At 66.9% G+C, this 15,504-nt stretch carries 12 protein-coding genes; 8 read left to right on the plus strand and 4 right to left on the minus strand.

The genetic code is table 11. From position 1 onward, the window contains the following. Window positions 1-124: 124 nt before the first annotated feature. From LOC56_RS03885 to LOC56_RS03895, 3 genes are all read right to left on the minus strand, one after another. Complete coding sequence (locus LOC56_RS03885; RefSeq protein WP_229951503.1) at window positions 125-1,813, minus strand: long-chain-fatty-acid--CoA ligase; 1,689 nt, start codon at window positions 1,811-1,813, stop codon at window positions 125-127. Window positions 1,814-1,894: 81 nt separating this feature from the next. Further along, window positions 1,895-2,860 carry an ATP-grasp domain-containing protein gene (locus LOC56_RS03890; protein WP_229950667.1) on the minus strand — a complete coding sequence of 322 codons (966 nt, stop codon included), beginning with the start codon at window positions 2,858-2,860 and terminating at the stop codon, window positions 1,895-1,897. 117 nt (window positions 2,861-2,977) lie between these two features. After that, complete coding sequence (locus LOC56_RS03895) at window positions 2,978-3,730, minus strand: SDR family NAD(P)-dependent oxidoreductase (RefSeq protein WP_229950669.1); 753 nt, start codon at window positions 3,728-3,730, stop codon at window positions 2,978-2,980. Window positions 3,731-3,865: 135 nt separating this feature from the next. Here LOC56_RS03895 and LOC56_RS03900 point away from each other — a divergent pair, with 135 nt between their 5' ends. The 3 genes from LOC56_RS03900 to LOC56_RS03910 all read left to right on the plus strand — a co-directional run bounded on the left by LOC56_RS03900 (window position 3,866) and on the right by LOC56_RS03910 (window position 6,836). Beyond that, the gene (locus LOC56_RS03900; RefSeq protein ID WP_229950674.1) at window positions 3,866-4,543 is read left to right on the plus strand and encodes a phosphoribosyltransferase; all 678 of its coding nucleotides are present in this window, start codon (window positions 3,866-3,868) and stop codon (window positions 4,541-4,543) included. A gap of 164 nt (window positions 4,544-4,707) precedes the next feature. Continuing rightward, entirely contained in the window at window positions 4,708-5,304 is a 597-nt protein-coding gene (locus LOC56_RS03905; protein WP_229950675.1) for an HdeD family acid-resistance protein, read from the plus strand. Between the two features lie 245 nt (window positions 5,305-5,549). After that, the gene (locus LOC56_RS03910) at window positions 5,550-6,836 is read left to right on the plus strand and encodes an ammonium transporter (protein WP_229950677.1); all 1,287 of its coding nucleotides are present in this window, start codon (window positions 5,550-5,552) and stop codon (window positions 6,834-6,836) included. Between the two features lie 88 nt (window positions 6,837-6,924). On the opposite strand, the gene LOC56_RS03915 is transcribed toward LOC56_RS03910, so the two are convergent. Continuing rightward, entirely contained in the window at window positions 6,925-8,718 is a 1,794-nt protein-coding gene (locus LOC56_RS03915) for a thiamine pyrophosphate-requiring protein (protein WP_229950678.1), read from the minus strand. A gap of 203 nt (window positions 8,719-8,921) precedes the next feature. Between LOC56_RS03915 and LOC56_RS03920 the strand changes: the two genes are divergently transcribed. The 5 genes from LOC56_RS03920 to LOC56_RS03940 all read left to right on the plus strand — a co-directional run bounded on the left by LOC56_RS03920 (window position 8,922) and on the right by LOC56_RS03940 (window position 15,441). After that, window positions 8,922-9,929, plus strand: a complete 1,008-nt coding sequence (locus tag LOC56_RS03920) for a helix-turn-helix domain-containing protein (protein ID WP_229950680.1) — start codon at window positions 8,922-8,924, stop codon at window positions 9,927-9,929. A 145-nt stretch (window positions 9,930-10,074) separates the two neighbouring features. Then, complete coding sequence (locus LOC56_RS03925) at window positions 10,075-11,193, plus strand: sugar ABC transporter substrate-binding protein (RefSeq protein WP_229950682.1); 1,119 nt, start codon at window positions 10,075-10,077, stop codon at window positions 11,191-11,193. A gap of 83 nt (window positions 11,194-11,276) precedes the next feature. Continuing rightward, the gene (locus tag LOC56_RS03930) at window positions 11,277-12,836 is read left to right on the plus strand and encodes a sugar ABC transporter ATP-binding protein (protein ID WP_229950683.1); all 1,560 of its coding nucleotides are present in this window, start codon (window positions 11,277-11,279) and stop codon (window positions 12,834-12,836) included. 48 nt (window positions 12,837-12,884) lie between these two features. After that, the gene (locus LOC56_RS03935) at window positions 12,885-13,919 is read left to right on the plus strand and encodes an ABC transporter permease (RefSeq protein ID WP_229950685.1); all 1,035 of its coding nucleotides are present in this window, start codon (window positions 12,885-12,887) and stop codon (window positions 13,917-13,919) included. Between the two features lie 64 nt (window positions 13,920-13,983). Further along, complete coding sequence (locus LOC56_RS03940; RefSeq protein WP_229950687.1) at window positions 13,984-15,441, plus strand: benzaldehyde dehydrogenase; 1,458 nt, start codon at window positions 13,984-13,986, stop codon at window positions 15,439-15,441. Window positions 15,442-15,504: the final 63 nt, after the last annotated feature.

Raw genomic sequence — 15,504 nt, forward strand, 5'->3', positions numbered from 1 at the left:
TATCCGCCTGCGGCTCCGGGCCGGCTGGTTGACTGGTGAGGAACCTGGCATACATACCAAGCCCACTTACAATTCCAGCCCTCTGCCGGATACCCGTCAATAGGTACTTACTGCGAGGAGGGGACTACGCGTCCTGCAGCAGGGCATCCCGCACCTGGCGGCGCAGCACCTTGCCCAGCATGGACTTGGGCAGCTCATCGATAACCACGATCTTCCGCGGCACCTTGTAAGGGGTGAGCCGCTCACGGCAGTAGGCCCGCAGAGCTGCTTCATCGAGCTCGGCGCCTTCCTGCAGGACGACGGCGGCCACCACCTGCTCGCCGCCGTCGGCCCGGGGCAGGCCCACCACGGCGGCGTCGAGGATGTGCTGGTGGGTGCGCAGCACGTCCTCAACCTCAGAAGGCGAGACATTGAAACCGCCGGTAATGATGAGTTCCTTGCGGCGGTCCACCACCTTCACGAAGCCGTCCTCATCGACGGTGACAATGTCGCCGGTCCGCAGCCAGCCGCCTTCGAGCAGCACCTCCGCCGTGTCCTCGGGGTTGTTCCAGTAGCCGGCGAAGACCTGCGGCCCGCGGACCAGGAGCTCGCCGGCGGCGCCGGGTTCGACGTCGTTCACCGGGTTTTCCGGGTCCACCACGCGCATCTCGGTGCTGGGGAACGGAACACCGATGGTGCCGTTGCGGCGCGACTCGGCAAACGGGTTGCCCAGGGCCACCGGGGAGGATTCGGTCAGGCCGTAGCCCTCCACCAGCAGCCCGCCGGAGACCTCTTCCCAGAGCTTCACCGTGGCCGCCGGGAGGGTCATGGCCCCGGAAATGGCGTAGCGGATGGTGGACAGGTCGACGCCGCGCTTCTTGGACTCGTTCGCGGTCTTTTCGTAGATCGGCGGGACGGCGCAGAAGACGGTGGGCTTGGATTTCTTCGCGGCGGACAGGACCAGGTCCACGTCGAACTTGGGGAACAATACGAGCCGCGACCCGGTGAGGACGGAGAAGGTCAGGTACAGGGTGAGGCCGAAGGCGTGGAACATGGGCAGCACGCCGTAAATGACTTCCTTGCCCTCCTGCGCGCCGTGCATCCAGGCCTTGCCCTGCAGTGCGTTGGACCGCAGGTTGTAATGCGTGAGCATAACGCCCTTGGGGATGCCAGTGGTGCCCGAGGTGTACTGCAGTGCCGCCAGGTCGGACACGGCCGGGCGGGGGTGGTCCGCGGACAGCGGAGCGTTGTCGAGCAGTTCCTCCCAGGACATGGTGCGCTCGGTCTTGGCGGTCAGGCCCGCGCGGGTGCGCCGCAGCGAGGGAACCGGAAGGGCCAGGGCCATCCGCTTGATCCGCGGCATCGCCTTGGTGATGTTCACGGCCACGATGGTTTCCACGGCCACGTCGCCGGGGAAATCCTGCACCTTCTCCACTGCCTTGTCCCAGACGATGGCCACCTTGGCGCCGTGGTTCTCGAACTGGTGGCGCAGCTCGCGCTCCGTGTAGAGCGGGTTGTGGCCGACGACGACGGCGCCCAGCCGGAGCACGGCGTAGAACGCGATGAGGTACTGCGGGCAGTTGGGCAGGATGACGGCTACCCGGTGCCCCTTCCGCACGCCCAGCTTGCGCAGGCCTTCGGCGGCCCGGTTGATTCGGTCCCCCAGGTCCTTATACGTGGTTTCAGCACCGAAGAATTCCAAGGCCACCTTGCTGCCGAACCGCTCCACGGCGTCTTCCATCATGGCGGTGAGGGATTCGGTGGGCAGCTCAATCTGCGCGGGAACGCCGGGCTGGTAGTTCTTGACCCAATGCGGTTCCAGGGCAGCGGACATGGCGGTCTCCTTCAGGTTGGGCAATACCACGACTATATCGAGGCCGCAGCCCTGTGGATAAAAAAGTTGAGCCGCACCACGCTATCCCGCGGACGGCACCAGGGACGCCAGATACCGGGCCAGGGCACGGGGCGCGGACCGCGGAGCCACTGCTTCGACGGCGGCGTTGTAGTTGGTGTTCGTGTTGACGTCATAGGTCAGCAAGCGGCCGTCGGCGGCCTCGATGAACTCTATGCCGCAGACCTCCAACCGGTTCCGGCGGGCGAATTCCAAATACTTGCCGAGCACCGGGTGGTCGAAGTCCTCGCGCAGGCTGAACAGCTGGGTGTCCGCGTCCGGTGCAATGGTGGCGCCGGGCGGCATGATCGGCTTGCCGGTGGACGGGTCAATGGCGCAGGCATCGGCGGGGCAGAGCTGGAATCCCCCGCGGGCCGTGTCCGCCTTGATGGCGTAGACGAATTCCCCGCCCACAATCTCCGCCCGCGTAATGAAGGGTTCGGCCGCAACAATGTATTCCTGGATCAAAGTGATGCCGTCCGCAGGCTCCTCAAACTCCTCCGACGCCACGTAGTCCGCCAGTTCCCCGTGCGATTCGAACTTCCGCACCCCCAGTCCCTTGCCGCCCTGGTTGTGCTTGGTGATGAACGGTGCGGGGAATTCCTTGGCCGCGGCCAGGATCTGGTGGCGCCCGACGGCGGCCACGGTGCGCGGGGTATCGATGCCAGCGGCACGTAGGGCGGTCAGCTGGTCCACCTTGCTCATTTCCAGTTCCAGCACCCGGCGGCCGTTGACCGTACGCCGTCCGTGCGCTTCCAGCCAGGACAGCACCGCCCGGGCGTAGTCCTTGGACAGGCCGTGGTCCCGGGTGTGCGAGGAGGCGCTGATCCGGGACCAGAAAATCCCCTCCGGCGGCACCGAGTCCAGATCCAGGACGCCGTCCGTCAGCAGCCATTCCTCCACGTGCACCCCTTCGGCCTCAAAGGCGCGGGCAAAGGGCGGGAACCACTCGGGATTCTCATGCAGGGCATAGACCGTGGGGGTGCTCATGGGACTCGCTTTCACCGGTTTCGTCGTCGGCCCGGGCAGGGCAGGCGGTGCAGAGCAACCCTAGGCCCGCTGCCGCAGCTGCGCCAGCTTCCGTGACGTCCGACGTCGGCCGCTCCCCTACCGCCCCCGGCCCGCCAGCCGGGCCACCAGTGCCTGCGGCGCCCGGCTGCCCACCGCGGCCAGGACCCGGTACCGCTTGGACGGAACCGAGACACCCTTGCCCGCGAAGGCGTCCGCGAGGGCTTCACGCACCACGCGGTCCGCATTGAGCCACATCCACTTGGGGTAAAGGCTCTTGTCCATTTCCATCCGTGCGTGGAATTCCGTGTGCACGAACCCCGGGCACACTGCGGTGACGGTGATGCCGCGGCCCCGGTAGTAGAGGTTGGCCCAGCGGCTGAAGTTGATCACCCACGCCTTGGCTGCACTGTAGGTTCCCCTCGGGATGAAGCCGGCCACGGAGGCCACGTTGATGATCCGGCCGCCGCCGTTCGACTGCATCGCGTTCAACGCAGCGTGGCTCAGCTGCAGCGGCGCCCCCACCAGCACATTCAGGTGGTCGATCTCAGCCTGCAGTTCGTTCCGGGCAAAGTCGTTTTTCAAACCGTATCCGGCGTTGTTGACCAGGAGTCCGACGTCGGGCTTCTGCACGCGGTCGGCGACGGCGTCCACTCCCTCCCGGGTGGCGAGGTCGGCCGCGATCCACTCGGTCTTCACGGAGTAGTCCCGGGCCAGGTCCGCCGCGGTGGATTCCAGCCGCTCGGTATTCCGGCCGGTGAGCACCAGGTCATAGCCGCGCTGCGCCAGCTGGCGGGCGAACTCCGCGCCTATCCCGGAAGTGGCTCCTGTAATAACTGCTGTCTGCGTCATAAGGCCACCTTTCTATGCCGGCCCGGGTTTGGCAACGCAGCGGGTTGGGTGGACCCCTTGCCGGTGCCTGCGGCGGTCCCTAGCTTGGGAGGAGCACCGAACCCCATTCTCCGTCCCACCGGATAACCCCATCCCATGTTTTTCTCCTCCTCCGCCCCCTCCCCCCGCTGGCAAGACCGCGCCGACGCCGGCCGTGCGCTCGCCGTCGGCCTGTCGGCTTACGCGGGTGCACCGGACCTGCTGGTCCTGGGCCTCCCCCGCGGCGGGATTCCGGTGGCGGCCGAGGTGGCCCGCATCCTGTCCGCGCCGCTGGATGTGGTGGTGGTGCGGAAGATCGGCTATCCGGAACAGCCCGAACTGGCCGCCGGCGCAGTGGCAGGCATCGCGGGAACGGTCTGCATGGTCCGCAACGAGGATGTGCTCCGGTATTGGCGCGGCCGCACGCAGGACGCAGAGGCCCTGTTCGCGGCCGCCGCCGAGGAGCAGCTCGGCGAGGTCCGGAGGCGGGAGGAGCTGTTCCGCCACGGATTACCGGAACGGCGCATTGCGGGCTGCACGGTCATTGCGGTGGATGACGGGCTGGCCACCGGAGCGACCATGCGCGCGGCACTTGGTGCCGTCCGGCAACTGGCCCCGGCCCGGCTGGTCGCCGCTGCGCCGGTAGCGTGCGGCAGTGCGGCGGAGCTGCTCAGCCCGCCGGCAGACGACGTTGTTGTGCCCTGGCCGCACAGCGGACTGGACGCCGTGGGACTGGCGTACCGCCGGTTCGGCCAGACCACCGATGCCGAGGTCCGGGACCTGCTGGGTTCATAACGGGTACACCTGTTCCTGACGGCGCCGGGCAACCGCAGTGGTGATCCGGGTCCGGCCGGCCGGTTCTGCGGCTGTTCCCTAGAGAAGCAGGGTGTTGGCATCGGATACTGGGGAGACCGGCGCCCCGCCGGGCCGATGGGGGAATCTCTCTGGAGGTCTTGAGGATGTCCGCTTCAGGCAGCGAGTTCCATCAACAGGGCGGGTTCGCGTTGGACGCCCTGAACATGGCCAAGTCCGTAGTGCGGGGCATCCGCCTCGGACTGGGCATCACCGGTCTGGTTTCCGTGGTCCTGGGGCTGCTTGTCCTCTTTTGGCCCGGAGCGACGCTCGAAGTGCTCGCGGTCCTCTTTGGGCTGTATTTCCTCATTGCCGGTGCCGTCCGCATTCTGCTCGGCGTTTTCACCGGATTGGGCGCAGGGCTGAAGATCCTCAACATCCTGGTGGGCCTTGCCCTGCTGGTGGTCGGCGTGATCGCCATGCGCAACCCCATGGAAACCCTGACGGCGCTCGGGCTGGTGATCGGGATCGCCTGGATTGTGGAGGGCGTGATGGCCCTGGCCGAGTCCGATCGCGGCGGCTCCCGCTGGTTCGCCATTGTGCTGGGCATCCTGAGCATCCTCGCCGGAATAGTGGTGCTCTTCCTCCCCCTGGAAACCCTCGCGGTTCTGGTGATTTACGGCGGGATCTTCCTCGTGGTCCTGGGTGCAATCCAGATTGTCCGCGCCTTTGCCTTCGGCCGCGGCATGCCCCGTAACGCTTAGTCCGCCGGTCGGCGCACGCGACCCCGCCCTGCACGTCCAGAAACCTCCCAGCAGACATCCAGACCGCGTTAACGCAGCGCTAACCTGCAGGCGCTCCCGGCCGTAACATACCGGCCCCATGCTTAAACCAGCGCCGCCGGTACCGGGGTGCCGGCCAGCCGCGGGGGGCTGGCCCGTCCATATTCTCCGCCCGGCTGCATCGGCAGAGGCAGGAACGGGCGCACAACCCGAACGGGAGTACCTCCATGGACTCTGGAAACACGGCCTGGCTGCTGGCCAGCTCCGCATTGGTCTGCCTGATGATCCCCGGGATCGCCTTCTTCTACGGCGGCATGGTGGGCTCACGGCGGATCCTGAACATGATGATGATGTGCTTTGGCGGGGCCAGCCTCGTGGCCGTCCTTTGGGTGCTTTACGGCTATTCCGCCGCGTTCGGCGACTCGCTGGGCGGCATGGGCCTGCTGGGCGACCCGCTGGAATACCTCGGCCTCTCCGCACTCCTTACTGAAGATCCGGCCGCATCCATCCCGGTGGCCCTGTTTGCCGTCTTCCAGCTGATGTTCGCGTGTGTAACCACCGCCCTGGTTGCCGGCTCCGCGGCCGGACGGATGAAGTTCGGCGCCTGGATGGTCTTCGCCGGGCTCTGGGCCACGCTGGTCTACTTCCCGGTGGCGCACTGGGTGTTCGCTTTCGACAACGCGGAAGGCACCGTCGTCGGCGGCTGGATCGCGAACCAGCTGGGCGCCATCGACTTCGCCGGCGGCACCGCGGTGCACCTGAACGCCGGCGTTGCCGCCCTGGCCCTGGCACTGGTCCTGGGCCGCAGCAAAGGCTGGCCGCACTCGCACGGCCAGCCGCACAGCCGACCGCTGATCCTGCTGGGAGCAAGCCTGCTCTGGATCGGGTGGTACGGCTTCAATGCCGGTTCCGCCCTCAGCGCCGGCCACTCCGCCGCCGTCGTCTTCCTTAATACGGCAGTCGCGGCAGCTGCGGGCATGCTCGGCTGGATGCTGATGGAACGCCTGCGGCTGGGCCGCTCCTCGAGCCTGGGGGCGGCGTCGGGCCTGATCGCCGCATTGGTGGCCATCACCCCCGCCTGCGGGGCGGTCAGCCCCCTGGGCGCCGTCGCCATCGGTGCGATCGCCGGGCTGGTCTGCTCGCTGGCCATCGAACTGAAGTTCCGCCTCGGCTTCGATGACTCGCTGGATGTGGTGGCGGTACACGCCGTCGGCGGCCTGCTGGGCACCCTCCTGATTGGCCTGTTCGCCACCGAAGCGGCACCCAACGGGGTCAGCGGCCTCTTCTACGGCGGCGGCTTCTCGCTGCTCGGCAGCCAGGCTGTCGCCTGCGGAGCCGTACTGGTCTACTCCTTCGTGGTGACCTGGCTGATTGCCAAGGTGCTGCAGCTGACCATCGGCCTGCGCATCCCGGAGGAGAGTGAACTCAAGGGCATCGACCTCATGGCCCACTCCGAATCGGCCTACCTGAATGACGAAGAACCCGTGGAGCTCGGTGCGCCGACCCGCACCTAGGACGGACACCGAAAGGAGGAACGGGCGCACCCACGCGGGTGCGCCCGTTCCGGTATGCGGGATTGTTCCCGGCTTCCCCTCCGCCTGCTCAGAGGTCGCGGTAGAGGCCTTCTTCCTGCTCCAGATACACATCCAGCAGCCGGCGCGCGTGCTCGCCCGCGGCACCCTCCTGCGCCAGGCCGTCCTTCATGGTTTCGGACTGGGCGGCGCCGCTGGGGAAGGGCGGAAGCAGCGGTACTGCGGGATCGGTGATTACCTCGATCAGGAACGGCCGGGTGGCGGCGAGCGCAACGTCCCAGGCTTCACCCAGGAGCTCAGGATCCTCCACCCGGATGCTTTCCAGTCCCAGCAGCTTGGCGTACTCGGCGTACTTGAAGTCCGGCAGCGACTGGCTGTCCTCGAACCGCGGATCGCCCTCCATCTCGCGCTGTTCCCAGGTGACCTCGGCCAGCTCGCGGTTGTTCAGCACGCAGAGAACGAACCGCGGATCCTCCCACTTCTGCCAGAGCCGGCTGAGGGTGATCAGTTCCGTCACCCCGGCCATCTGCATGGCGCCGTCGCCGGAGAGCGCCACCACCGGGCGGTCCGGATACGCCAGCTTCGCGGCCAGTCCGTACGGCACGGCGCAGCCCATGCTGGCCAGCGTGCTGGACAGGTGCGCGGGCACGCCCTCCGGAAGGTGCAGATGCCGCGCGTACCAGTACACGGAACTGCCGACGTCGACCGCCACCTGCGCGTTGTCCGGCAGGCGGAGGTTCAGCTCGTAGACCACGCGTTCGGGGTTCACCGGATCGGCGGGCGTCATGGCCCGCACCCGGGACAGCTCGTGCCAGCGGCGCACGCTTTCCTCCACCTGCCGCCGCCACGGAGCATCCGGTTTAGCGTCCAGCAACGGAATCAGGGCGTCCAGGCTGGCTACGGCATCTCCCGTGATGCCGACCTCCACCGGGTAGCGGTTCCCGATTGCCGAAGCGTCCCGGTCAATCTGCACCCCGCGCGCGGTCCCCGGCTTCGGGTAGAACTCGGTCCACGGGTCGCTGGACCCGATGATCAGCAGGGTGTCGCAGTTGTCCATCACGTAGCCGGCGGAACTGGTGCCAAGGTGTCCCATGGTTCCGGCGGCGAGCGGCAGGGTTTCATCCACGTACGGTTTGCCGAGCAGGCTGGTGGTGATGCCCGCACCGATCTTCCCGGCCAGGGCGGCGACCTGTGCGCGGGCGTCGCGGGCGCCCTGCCCCACCAGCAGGGCCACCCGCTCGCCGGAATTGATCAGGTCCGCCGCAGCCCGGATGTCCGCCGGGGCCGGTGAGGTCCGCGCGGGGCTGAACACCGGGACGGTGTTGAGGATGCCGTGCTCCTGTTCCAGTTCCGGTGCCGGGGCCTGCTGCACGTCATGCGGAATGATGACGACGGCGGGCGTGCCGGTGGCCAGCGCCTTCTTGAACGCGCGGTCCAGCACCAGCGGGACCTGCTCGGGGGAATTGATCTGCTGGCGGAACGCCGAGGCAACGTCCCGGGTCAGGTTCATCAGGTCCACTTCCTGCATGTAGGAGGATCCCAGCACGCTGCGGGACTGCTGTCCGACAATGGCCACCACGGGCGCCCCGTCCAGCCTGGCGTCGTACAGGCCGTTGAGCAGATGGATGGCCCCGGGCCCCTGGGTGGACATCATCACCCCTACCCCGCCGGTGTACTTCGCGTGCCCCACCGCCATGAACGCGGCGTTTTCCTCATGCCGGACCTGGATGAACTCGGGGTCGCCGCTGCGGCGCATCGCGCCCAGGACCGTGTTGATGCCGTCTCCGCTGTAGCCGAACACCCGGTCCACATTCCAGGCCTTCAGGCGTTCGACAATCAGATCCGCTACGAGTTGCTCACTCATGGAAGCCTCCTGTAATCAGCATGCTTACGATACGGCCACACTATTGCATTAGGTGCCCGCCCCGGGAACCCAAGGGTGGCACAGCAGGCACCAGGTGCCGCCATCCCCCGGACTTTCAGATAGTGACGTGCGGCACATTTCACGTACCCTTGGGTGCATTGCTCCTGGTTCGTGACAAAGATGCCCGATTGGAGGCGCCGGCCGTGCCGATTCCCGTTCCCATGAACGACTCCGCACCCTTCGGCTCCGCCCCTGAAGGAACCCGCCGTACAAGCCGGTTTTCCACCGCACAGGCACCGCTGCAGCAGCGCCTGGATCTGTGGGAGGAATACAACGAGCAGGCACTGTTCGGGCTGCGCTGCAGCACGCTCTCGGAACGCAGCCTCCTCGCCACCCAAACCAACCTTGCGCTGCCGCGGATCCGCCTTACGCACATCAACGGGAACGACCATGTGATTGAACGCGCGCCGGAGAATATCCGCAGGAACCCGGTGGACGCCGTAATGCTCTGCCTGCTGCTCGAGGGGAAGGCATTTTTCTACCACGACGCCGGCTGTGAAACCCTGGCCGCGGGCGAAGCCGTCGTTTATGACGCCAACCGGCCTTTCATGTACGGCTTTTCCACGGATATGCGTCAGGTCATTGTGGAGGTACCGCGCACGGTGCTGCGCGAGCAGTCGGTACGCGAGGACTACTTCCGCCCACGGGTGCTCCGCATCACCGGATCGCCCGCTGCCACGCACGCAAGCTCCACGGCCAATGCGGTGCTTGGGGCTTTCCGGGATCCAGTCCCGGATGCGGACGAGCTGGAACGCAGTGTGCTGGAAATGTTCTTCATCATTACCGGCGAGCCCGGGGCCGCGCCTTCGCTGGCCTATCTCGCGGCCGCCCGCGATTACATCGGTGCACACCTGGGCCAGCCTGCCCTGTCCCTGGCCCAGATAGCCCGTGCGGTGGGGATCAGCGAACGCCACCTCACCCGGGTTTTCGCCGAGGCAGGTACCAGCCCGGCTCGGTACGTACTTGAGAACCGACTGACCCGCGCCCAGGAGCTGCTGGCAGATCCTGCCCACGCCGCCACCCCAATCGCAGCAATCGCGTCTTCCCTCGGATTCGTGTCGGCCGCACACTTCTCCCGGGCGTTCCGCCTGGAGTACGGCTGCACGCCGCGCGACGCCCGCGTTTCAACGACAGCACACCAGCCGGAGTAAGCCGGCCTTTTCCGGAAGTGGAAACCTTGCCGAATCCGGACATCGGCTTGCCTGTTCCGGACCAGGCCTTCAGCGGGGCCGGCCGCGCCGGAGACAGTGGGACCTACATCACACCCAGTGTCATTTCCGAAAGGCTCCGGACCCTATGAAAACCACTCCCCGCCACCTGCTCGGGCTGCTCGCCGTCCCGGCGCTGGTCCTGTCCCTTGCCGCCTGCGGAGACGATGCCGGCACTACTTCCGAGGCCACCGAAACCGGCTCCTCGTCCGTGGACACAGCGGCGCTCGAGACCATGCTCACCGACTTCCAGAAGCCCCTCGAAGAAGAGGTACCGACGGAGTCCGCGGCCATCGCGAAAGACAAGAGCATCGTTGTCATCCCCTGCACCTATTCCTCGGAAGCCTGCGCCCGCGGAGCCGACGCCGCCATGGAAGCTGCTGAATCCCTTGGCTGGGAAACCCGCATGATCGACCCGGCCGGCAACCCGGAAAAAGCCCGCCAGGCCATCGACCAGGCGATCCAGCTCGATGCCGACGGCATCATCTTCACCGCCGCCGTCGGCGATCAGATCGATGCTTCGCTGCAGCAGGCCCGGGAAGCCGGCATTTTCCTGGTCAACAGCATGTCCCCCGCCGATGACCGCTTCGACGTCGAGGTTGTGCCGGATGAGGAGGTCTCGGGCAAGATGATGGCTGCCGCCATCGCCCAGGACAGCGGCGGAGACGCGAAGATCCTGGTCACCACCGACCCGGCTTTCCCGTCCATCACGGCGCGTACCGAGGCATTCGAGAAGTGGCTCCCCGAGCTTTGCTCCGGCTGCGAGATCGTCGAGACCATCGAAACGCAGATGTCCCAGCTGCAGTCCGGGCTGCCGCCGCAGATCCAGGCCACCCTGACCGCCAACCCGGACATCGATTACATCTGGACCCACACCGGTGCCGCCGTCGTCTCCACCCAGGCCACCGTGGAGCGCAGTGCCAGCGGCGACAAGATCAAGATGGTTTCCTACGACGGCAATTCCGCCAACCTGAACCTGATCAAGGACGGCAAGAGCCAGTTCGCGGACGTCATCAAGCCGATGGAGCACACGGGCTACCTCTCCGTGCATGAAATGAACAAGCTCTTCGCCAACGGTGCCAGCGGGCACCAGATCATCGAGATGCCCAAACGCATGGTGCTGCAGGAGACCCTGCCCGAGCTGCCGTGGACGGGTGACTCCGACTGGAAGTCAGCCTTCACGGCTCTGTGGGAGAACGCGGGCTAGTTGCCGCGGAACCCACGCGGCCGGCCCGGTTATCCGGGCCGGCCGTATACCGCTTTCCCGCTGCCACACATTCAGGAGTACCCATGGAGCACACCGCAGCCCTTAGCATCCGCGGAATCAGCAAGACCTTTACCGGACAACGGGCCCTCGAGGGCGTCAGCCTCGACATCCAGACCGGCAAGGTGACCGCACTGTTGGGCATGAACGGCTCCGGAAAGTCGACGCTGATCAAGATCCTGGCCGGGGTCTATGCCCCGGATCCGGGCGGAAGCCTTTCGGTCCGCGGCAAGGACCTGCCGCTGCCGCTGACACCCGCGGCCGCACATGCCGCAGGCCTGCGGTTCCTTCACCAGGACCTGGGACTCGTGGACGCGCTCACCATCGCAGACAACTTTGCGCTTTCCGACGGGTTCTTCACCCGCACCGCTTTTTCCCCGGTGAAGCTCCGGAAGGAACACGCCCATGTGGCAGCCACGTTGGAACTGCTGGGCATCGATGAACACCCCGGCAGGCTGGTCGGTGACCTCACCCCCTCCACCCGCACCATGGTGGGCATTGCCCGTGCCTTCCAGCACCGCTCCGGACGCGTCGACGACGGCGCCCCCGCCGACGTCGACGCGCTCCGCCGCAACATCCTCATCCTGGACGAGCCGACCGCCTCGCTGCCCGCACACGAGGCTGACCGGGTGCTGGCCCTGCTGGACATGCTCCGCGGCCACGGCGGAACCGCCGTCTATGTCAGCCACCGGATCGAGGAGGTCCGCCGCATCGCGGACAACGTCGCTGTGCTTCGCGACGGCCTGCTCGTTGCGGACGAGCCGCTGGGCGAACGTGACGCCGCGGCGGTCGTTTCCCTGGTCATCGGCCGTGAACTGGAGTCCCCCGCCATCCGCAGCGCCGAGGAACGCGAAGGCCCGGTGCTGCTGAGCACCCGTGCACTCAGCGGACCCCGGCTGGACGGCATCGACCTTGATGTGCACGCCGGAGAGATCGTGGGGGTCACGGGCCTGGTCGGCTGCGGCCGCAGTGAACTGGTCCGCCTGATCGCCGGCGCCCAGCAGTCTTCCGCCGGGTCCATGACCCTGGCCGGCAAGCCGTACACACCGGATTCCCCTGCAGCCGCGATCACGACGGGGGTGGCCTGCGTTCCGCAGAACCGCCGGCGGGACGGCATCGTCCTGGACCTGGGGGTCGGGGAAAACCTGACGCTCGGACGCCTGCGCCGCTATACCCGCGGTCCGGTCATAAACCGCACTGCCGAGAAGGCCGCCGCGGAGGACCTCTCCCGCCGCTTCCTGGTGAAGGCCTCGTCCCTCGCCGCGCCTGTGCGCAGCCTCTCTGGTGGCAACCAGCAGAAAGTGGTGGTCGCTCGCGCAGCAAGCGGCACGCCGTTGCTGTTGCTGCTGGATGAACCCTCGCAGGGCGTGGACGCACTGGCCCGGCAGGAGATCAGCCGGCTGCTTAAGGAACTTGCCGACGACGGCGTGGCAGTCCTGGTCGCCAGCACCGACTACGACGACTTCGTCGGCCTGGCCGACCGCGTGGTGGTCCTGGACCGCGGCCGGATCGCCGCCGAACTCGCCGGGCCGGAGATTACCGAGGACGGAATCGCTCTCGCCTGCCAGACCGGCGCGCCGGCCTAGTCTCCGCGCCCCCACCTACTACGCAAACCCCACCAAGGAGCCTCTACAGTGAACCTCCGCCTTAACCCCGGTGTCCTCATGAAGAACTACGGCATCGTGGTCTTCCTGGTACTGATGATCGCCGTCTTCGCACTGCTTATGCCGGATACCTTCGCGACGTCCGGCAACTTCCGGCAGATCCTCGCTGACCAGGCGGTGCCGGGTATCCTGGCGCTGGCCGTCATCCTGCCGCTGGCCGCCGGAGAGTTCGACCTTTCCGTGGGTGCCAACCTCGGCATCTGCACCATCACCGGAATAGTCCTGGCCGGTACCGGCCTGCCGCTGCCGCTGATCCTGCTCGCCACGCTTGCCCTGGGGATGCTGATCGGCGCCATCAACGCGTTTATGACCATCGTCGTCGGCGTCAACGCCTTCATTGCGACCTTGGGCATGGCCACCATCCTGGCCGGGCTGAACCTGCTGCTGACCAATTCGACGCTGATCACCCATTCCTCCGATGCCTTCTCGGCCCTGACCGGGCTCCGACTGCCCGGAGGCCTGCAGGTAGCTGTGTTCTACTTCCTCGCCGCGGCCCTCATCCTCTGGTTCGTTCTGGAACGGACTCCCTTCGGCCGGTACCTGCGGGCCACCGGGTTGGGGCGCGACGCCGCCGAACTTTCGGGGGTGCGCACCAAGAGATACCTGGCCGCGGCCTTCATCGGCGCCGGGCTGCTCGGTGGACTTGCCGGAACACTGCAGGCCTCCCGGGCCGGAAATGCGACGCCGGATCTTGGCCCGGAATTCCTGCTGCCGGCCTACGCCGCTGCGTTCCTGGGTGCCACGGCCATCCGTGCCGGCTACTTCAATGTCTGGGGCACCGTAACGGGCGTGTACCTGCTTGCAGTCGGGGCCAACGGACTGGTCATCCTGGGCGCCAAGACCTGGGTGACGAACGTCTTCAACGGTGTAGCTTTGCTGATCGCCGTCTCCGCCGCCACGCTGGTGCAGCGCCGCAAGACCCGGGCGTTGCGTCCGGCCTCCGCGGCCGCGGGTTCCGCCCCGGCAGAAACACCACCCGGCCAAGGTGCTTCCACCCCGGCCTGACCCCTCCCCGCAAGGCAACCACCCCTTCCCAGCCATCTTGTTTCACCGCAATCTAGGAGCAGCCATGTCCATCCTCGCCACTTCCGCCTGGCACGGAAAAATCCACACCGATTCCTGGACGGCCGGGTCCGCCGGCGTTATCGACGTCATCGAACCCGCCACGGGGCTAGTCCTGGGTGCCGTTGGGGCAGCGGACCGCGCCGATGCCCTTGCCGCCGCCACCCGGGCAGCTGCCGCCCAGCACGCATGGGCCCGGACCAAGCCGGAGGAGCGTGCCGCAGTACTGCGGCGCGCGGGCATGCTTTTCGAGGACCATGCCAAGGAAATCCAAGGATGGATCATTCGCGAGACCGGGGGAATCGAAGCAAAGGCGGCGCTGGAGACCCATATTGCGGCCAATGAATGCTTCGAAGCGGCTGCGCTTCCCGCCCACCCGGCAGGGGAAGTGCTGACCACCAACGAGGACCGCTGGTCCTTCGCGCGGCGCCGGGCGGCCGGCGTCGTTTCGGTGATTTCCCCCTTCAACTTCCCCCTGATCCTCTCCATCCGGTCGGTGGCGCCGGCCCTGGCCCTCGGCAACGCCGTACTGCTGAAGCCGGACCCCCGCACCAGCGTCTCCGGCGGTGTGTCCATCATGCGCATCTTCGAACTGGCCGGCCTTCCTGCGGGAGTCCTGCAGCTGCTCCCCGGCGGTGCCGACGTCGGGCAGGCCATTGTGGAAGCCCCGGAGGTACGCATCATCTCCTTCACGGGTTCCACGGCGGCCGGGCGCAAGGTCGGGGAGACTGCAGGCCGCCTGCTCAAGCGCGCCCACCTGGAGCTGGGCGGCAACAACGCCTTGATCGTGCTGCCCGGCGCCGACGTTGAGCTGGCAGCGTCTGCCGGAGCCTTCGGTTCCTTTATGCACCAGGGACAGATCTGCATGACCACCGGACGCCATCTGGTCCACGAATCCCTGCTGGAGGAGTACATCGACAGGCTCTCGGCCAAAGCCAGGGCGCTGCCGGTCGGGAATCCGCACTCCGGCAACGTCGCCTTGGGCCCGATCATCGATGAGCGTCAGCGCGACAACATTGATCGCCTGGTACGGGCGGCCAAGGACGCCGGTGCCCGGATCGCGGCGGGTGGGACCTATGAGGGCCTCTTCTACCAGCCCACCGTCTTGACCGGGCTGACCCCGGACAACCCCGCCTGGACGGAGGAGATCTTCGGTCCGGTGGCCCCCGTTCTGGGGTTCTCGGCCATCGATGAGGCGGTCGAGCTGGCCAATGCCTCTGAATACGGACTCTCCGTGGGCGTGCTGGGTGAGGTGGGAATGGCAATGGAGGTGGCAGACCGGATGGTCTCGGGGAAAGTGCACATCAACGAACAAACCGTCTCCGACGAAGCGAATTCACCGTTCGGCGGGATGGGTGCCTCGGGAACGGGTTCCCGTTTCGGCGGGGCGGGCGCCAACATCGAAGCGTTTACGGAAACGCAGTGGCTGACCATGCGGCCCGGAATTGCCGGTTATCCCTTCTAGGCTCAATCCCTTTATTCCGGCCTGTTAAGCCCGCCCGCCACTACGTCCGCCCCGTTGCCGAGG

Origin of the sequence: Arthrobacter sp. zg-Y179, assembly GCF_020907345.1 — a bacterium.
Classification (GTDB): domain Bacteria; phylum Actinomycetota; class Actinomycetes; order Actinomycetales; family Micrococcaceae; genus Arthrobacter_B; species Arthrobacter_B jinronghuae.

Excerpts from the sequence above, each read along its gene's own strand:
- LOC56_RS03940 (WP_229950687.1), top strand. The coding sequence starts at position 13,984 with ATGTCCATCCTCGCCACTTCCGCCTGGCACGGAAAAATCCACACCGAT.
- LOC56_RS03900 (WP_229950674.1), top strand. The coding sequence starts at position 3,866 with ATGTTTTTCTCCTCCTCCGCCCCCTCCCCCCGCTGGCAAGACCGCGCC.
- LOC56_RS03930 (WP_229950683.1), top strand. The coding sequence starts at position 11,277 with ATGGAGCACACCGCAGCCCTTAGCATCCGCGGAATCAGCAAGACCTTT.
- LOC56_RS03895 (WP_229950669.1), bottom strand. The coding sequence starts at position 3,730 with ATGACGCAGACAGCAGTTATTACAGGAGCCACTTCCGGGATAGGCGCG.
- LOC56_RS03915 (WP_229950678.1), bottom strand. The coding sequence starts at position 8,718 with ATGAGTGAGCAACTCGTAGCGGATCTGATTGTCGAACGCCTGAAGGCC.
- LOC56_RS03885 (WP_229951503.1), bottom strand. The coding sequence starts at position 1,813 with ATGTCCGCTGCCCTGGAACCGCATTGGGTCAAGAACTACCAGCCCGGC.
- LOC56_RS03925 (WP_229950682.1), top strand. The coding sequence starts at position 10,075 with ATGAAAACCACTCCCCGCCACCTGCTCGGGCTGCTCGCCGTCCCGGCG.
- LOC56_RS03890 (WP_229950667.1), bottom strand. The coding sequence starts at position 2,860 with ATGAGCACCCCCACGGTCTATGCCCTGCATGAGAATCCCGAGTGGTTC.
- LOC56_RS03910 (WP_229950677.1), top strand. The coding sequence starts at position 5,550 with ATGGACTCTGGAAACACGGCCTGGCTGCTGGCCAGCTCCGCATTGGTC.
- LOC56_RS03905 (WP_229950675.1), top strand. The coding sequence starts at position 4,708 with ATGTCCGCTTCAGGCAGCGAGTTCCATCAACAGGGCGGGTTCGCGTTG.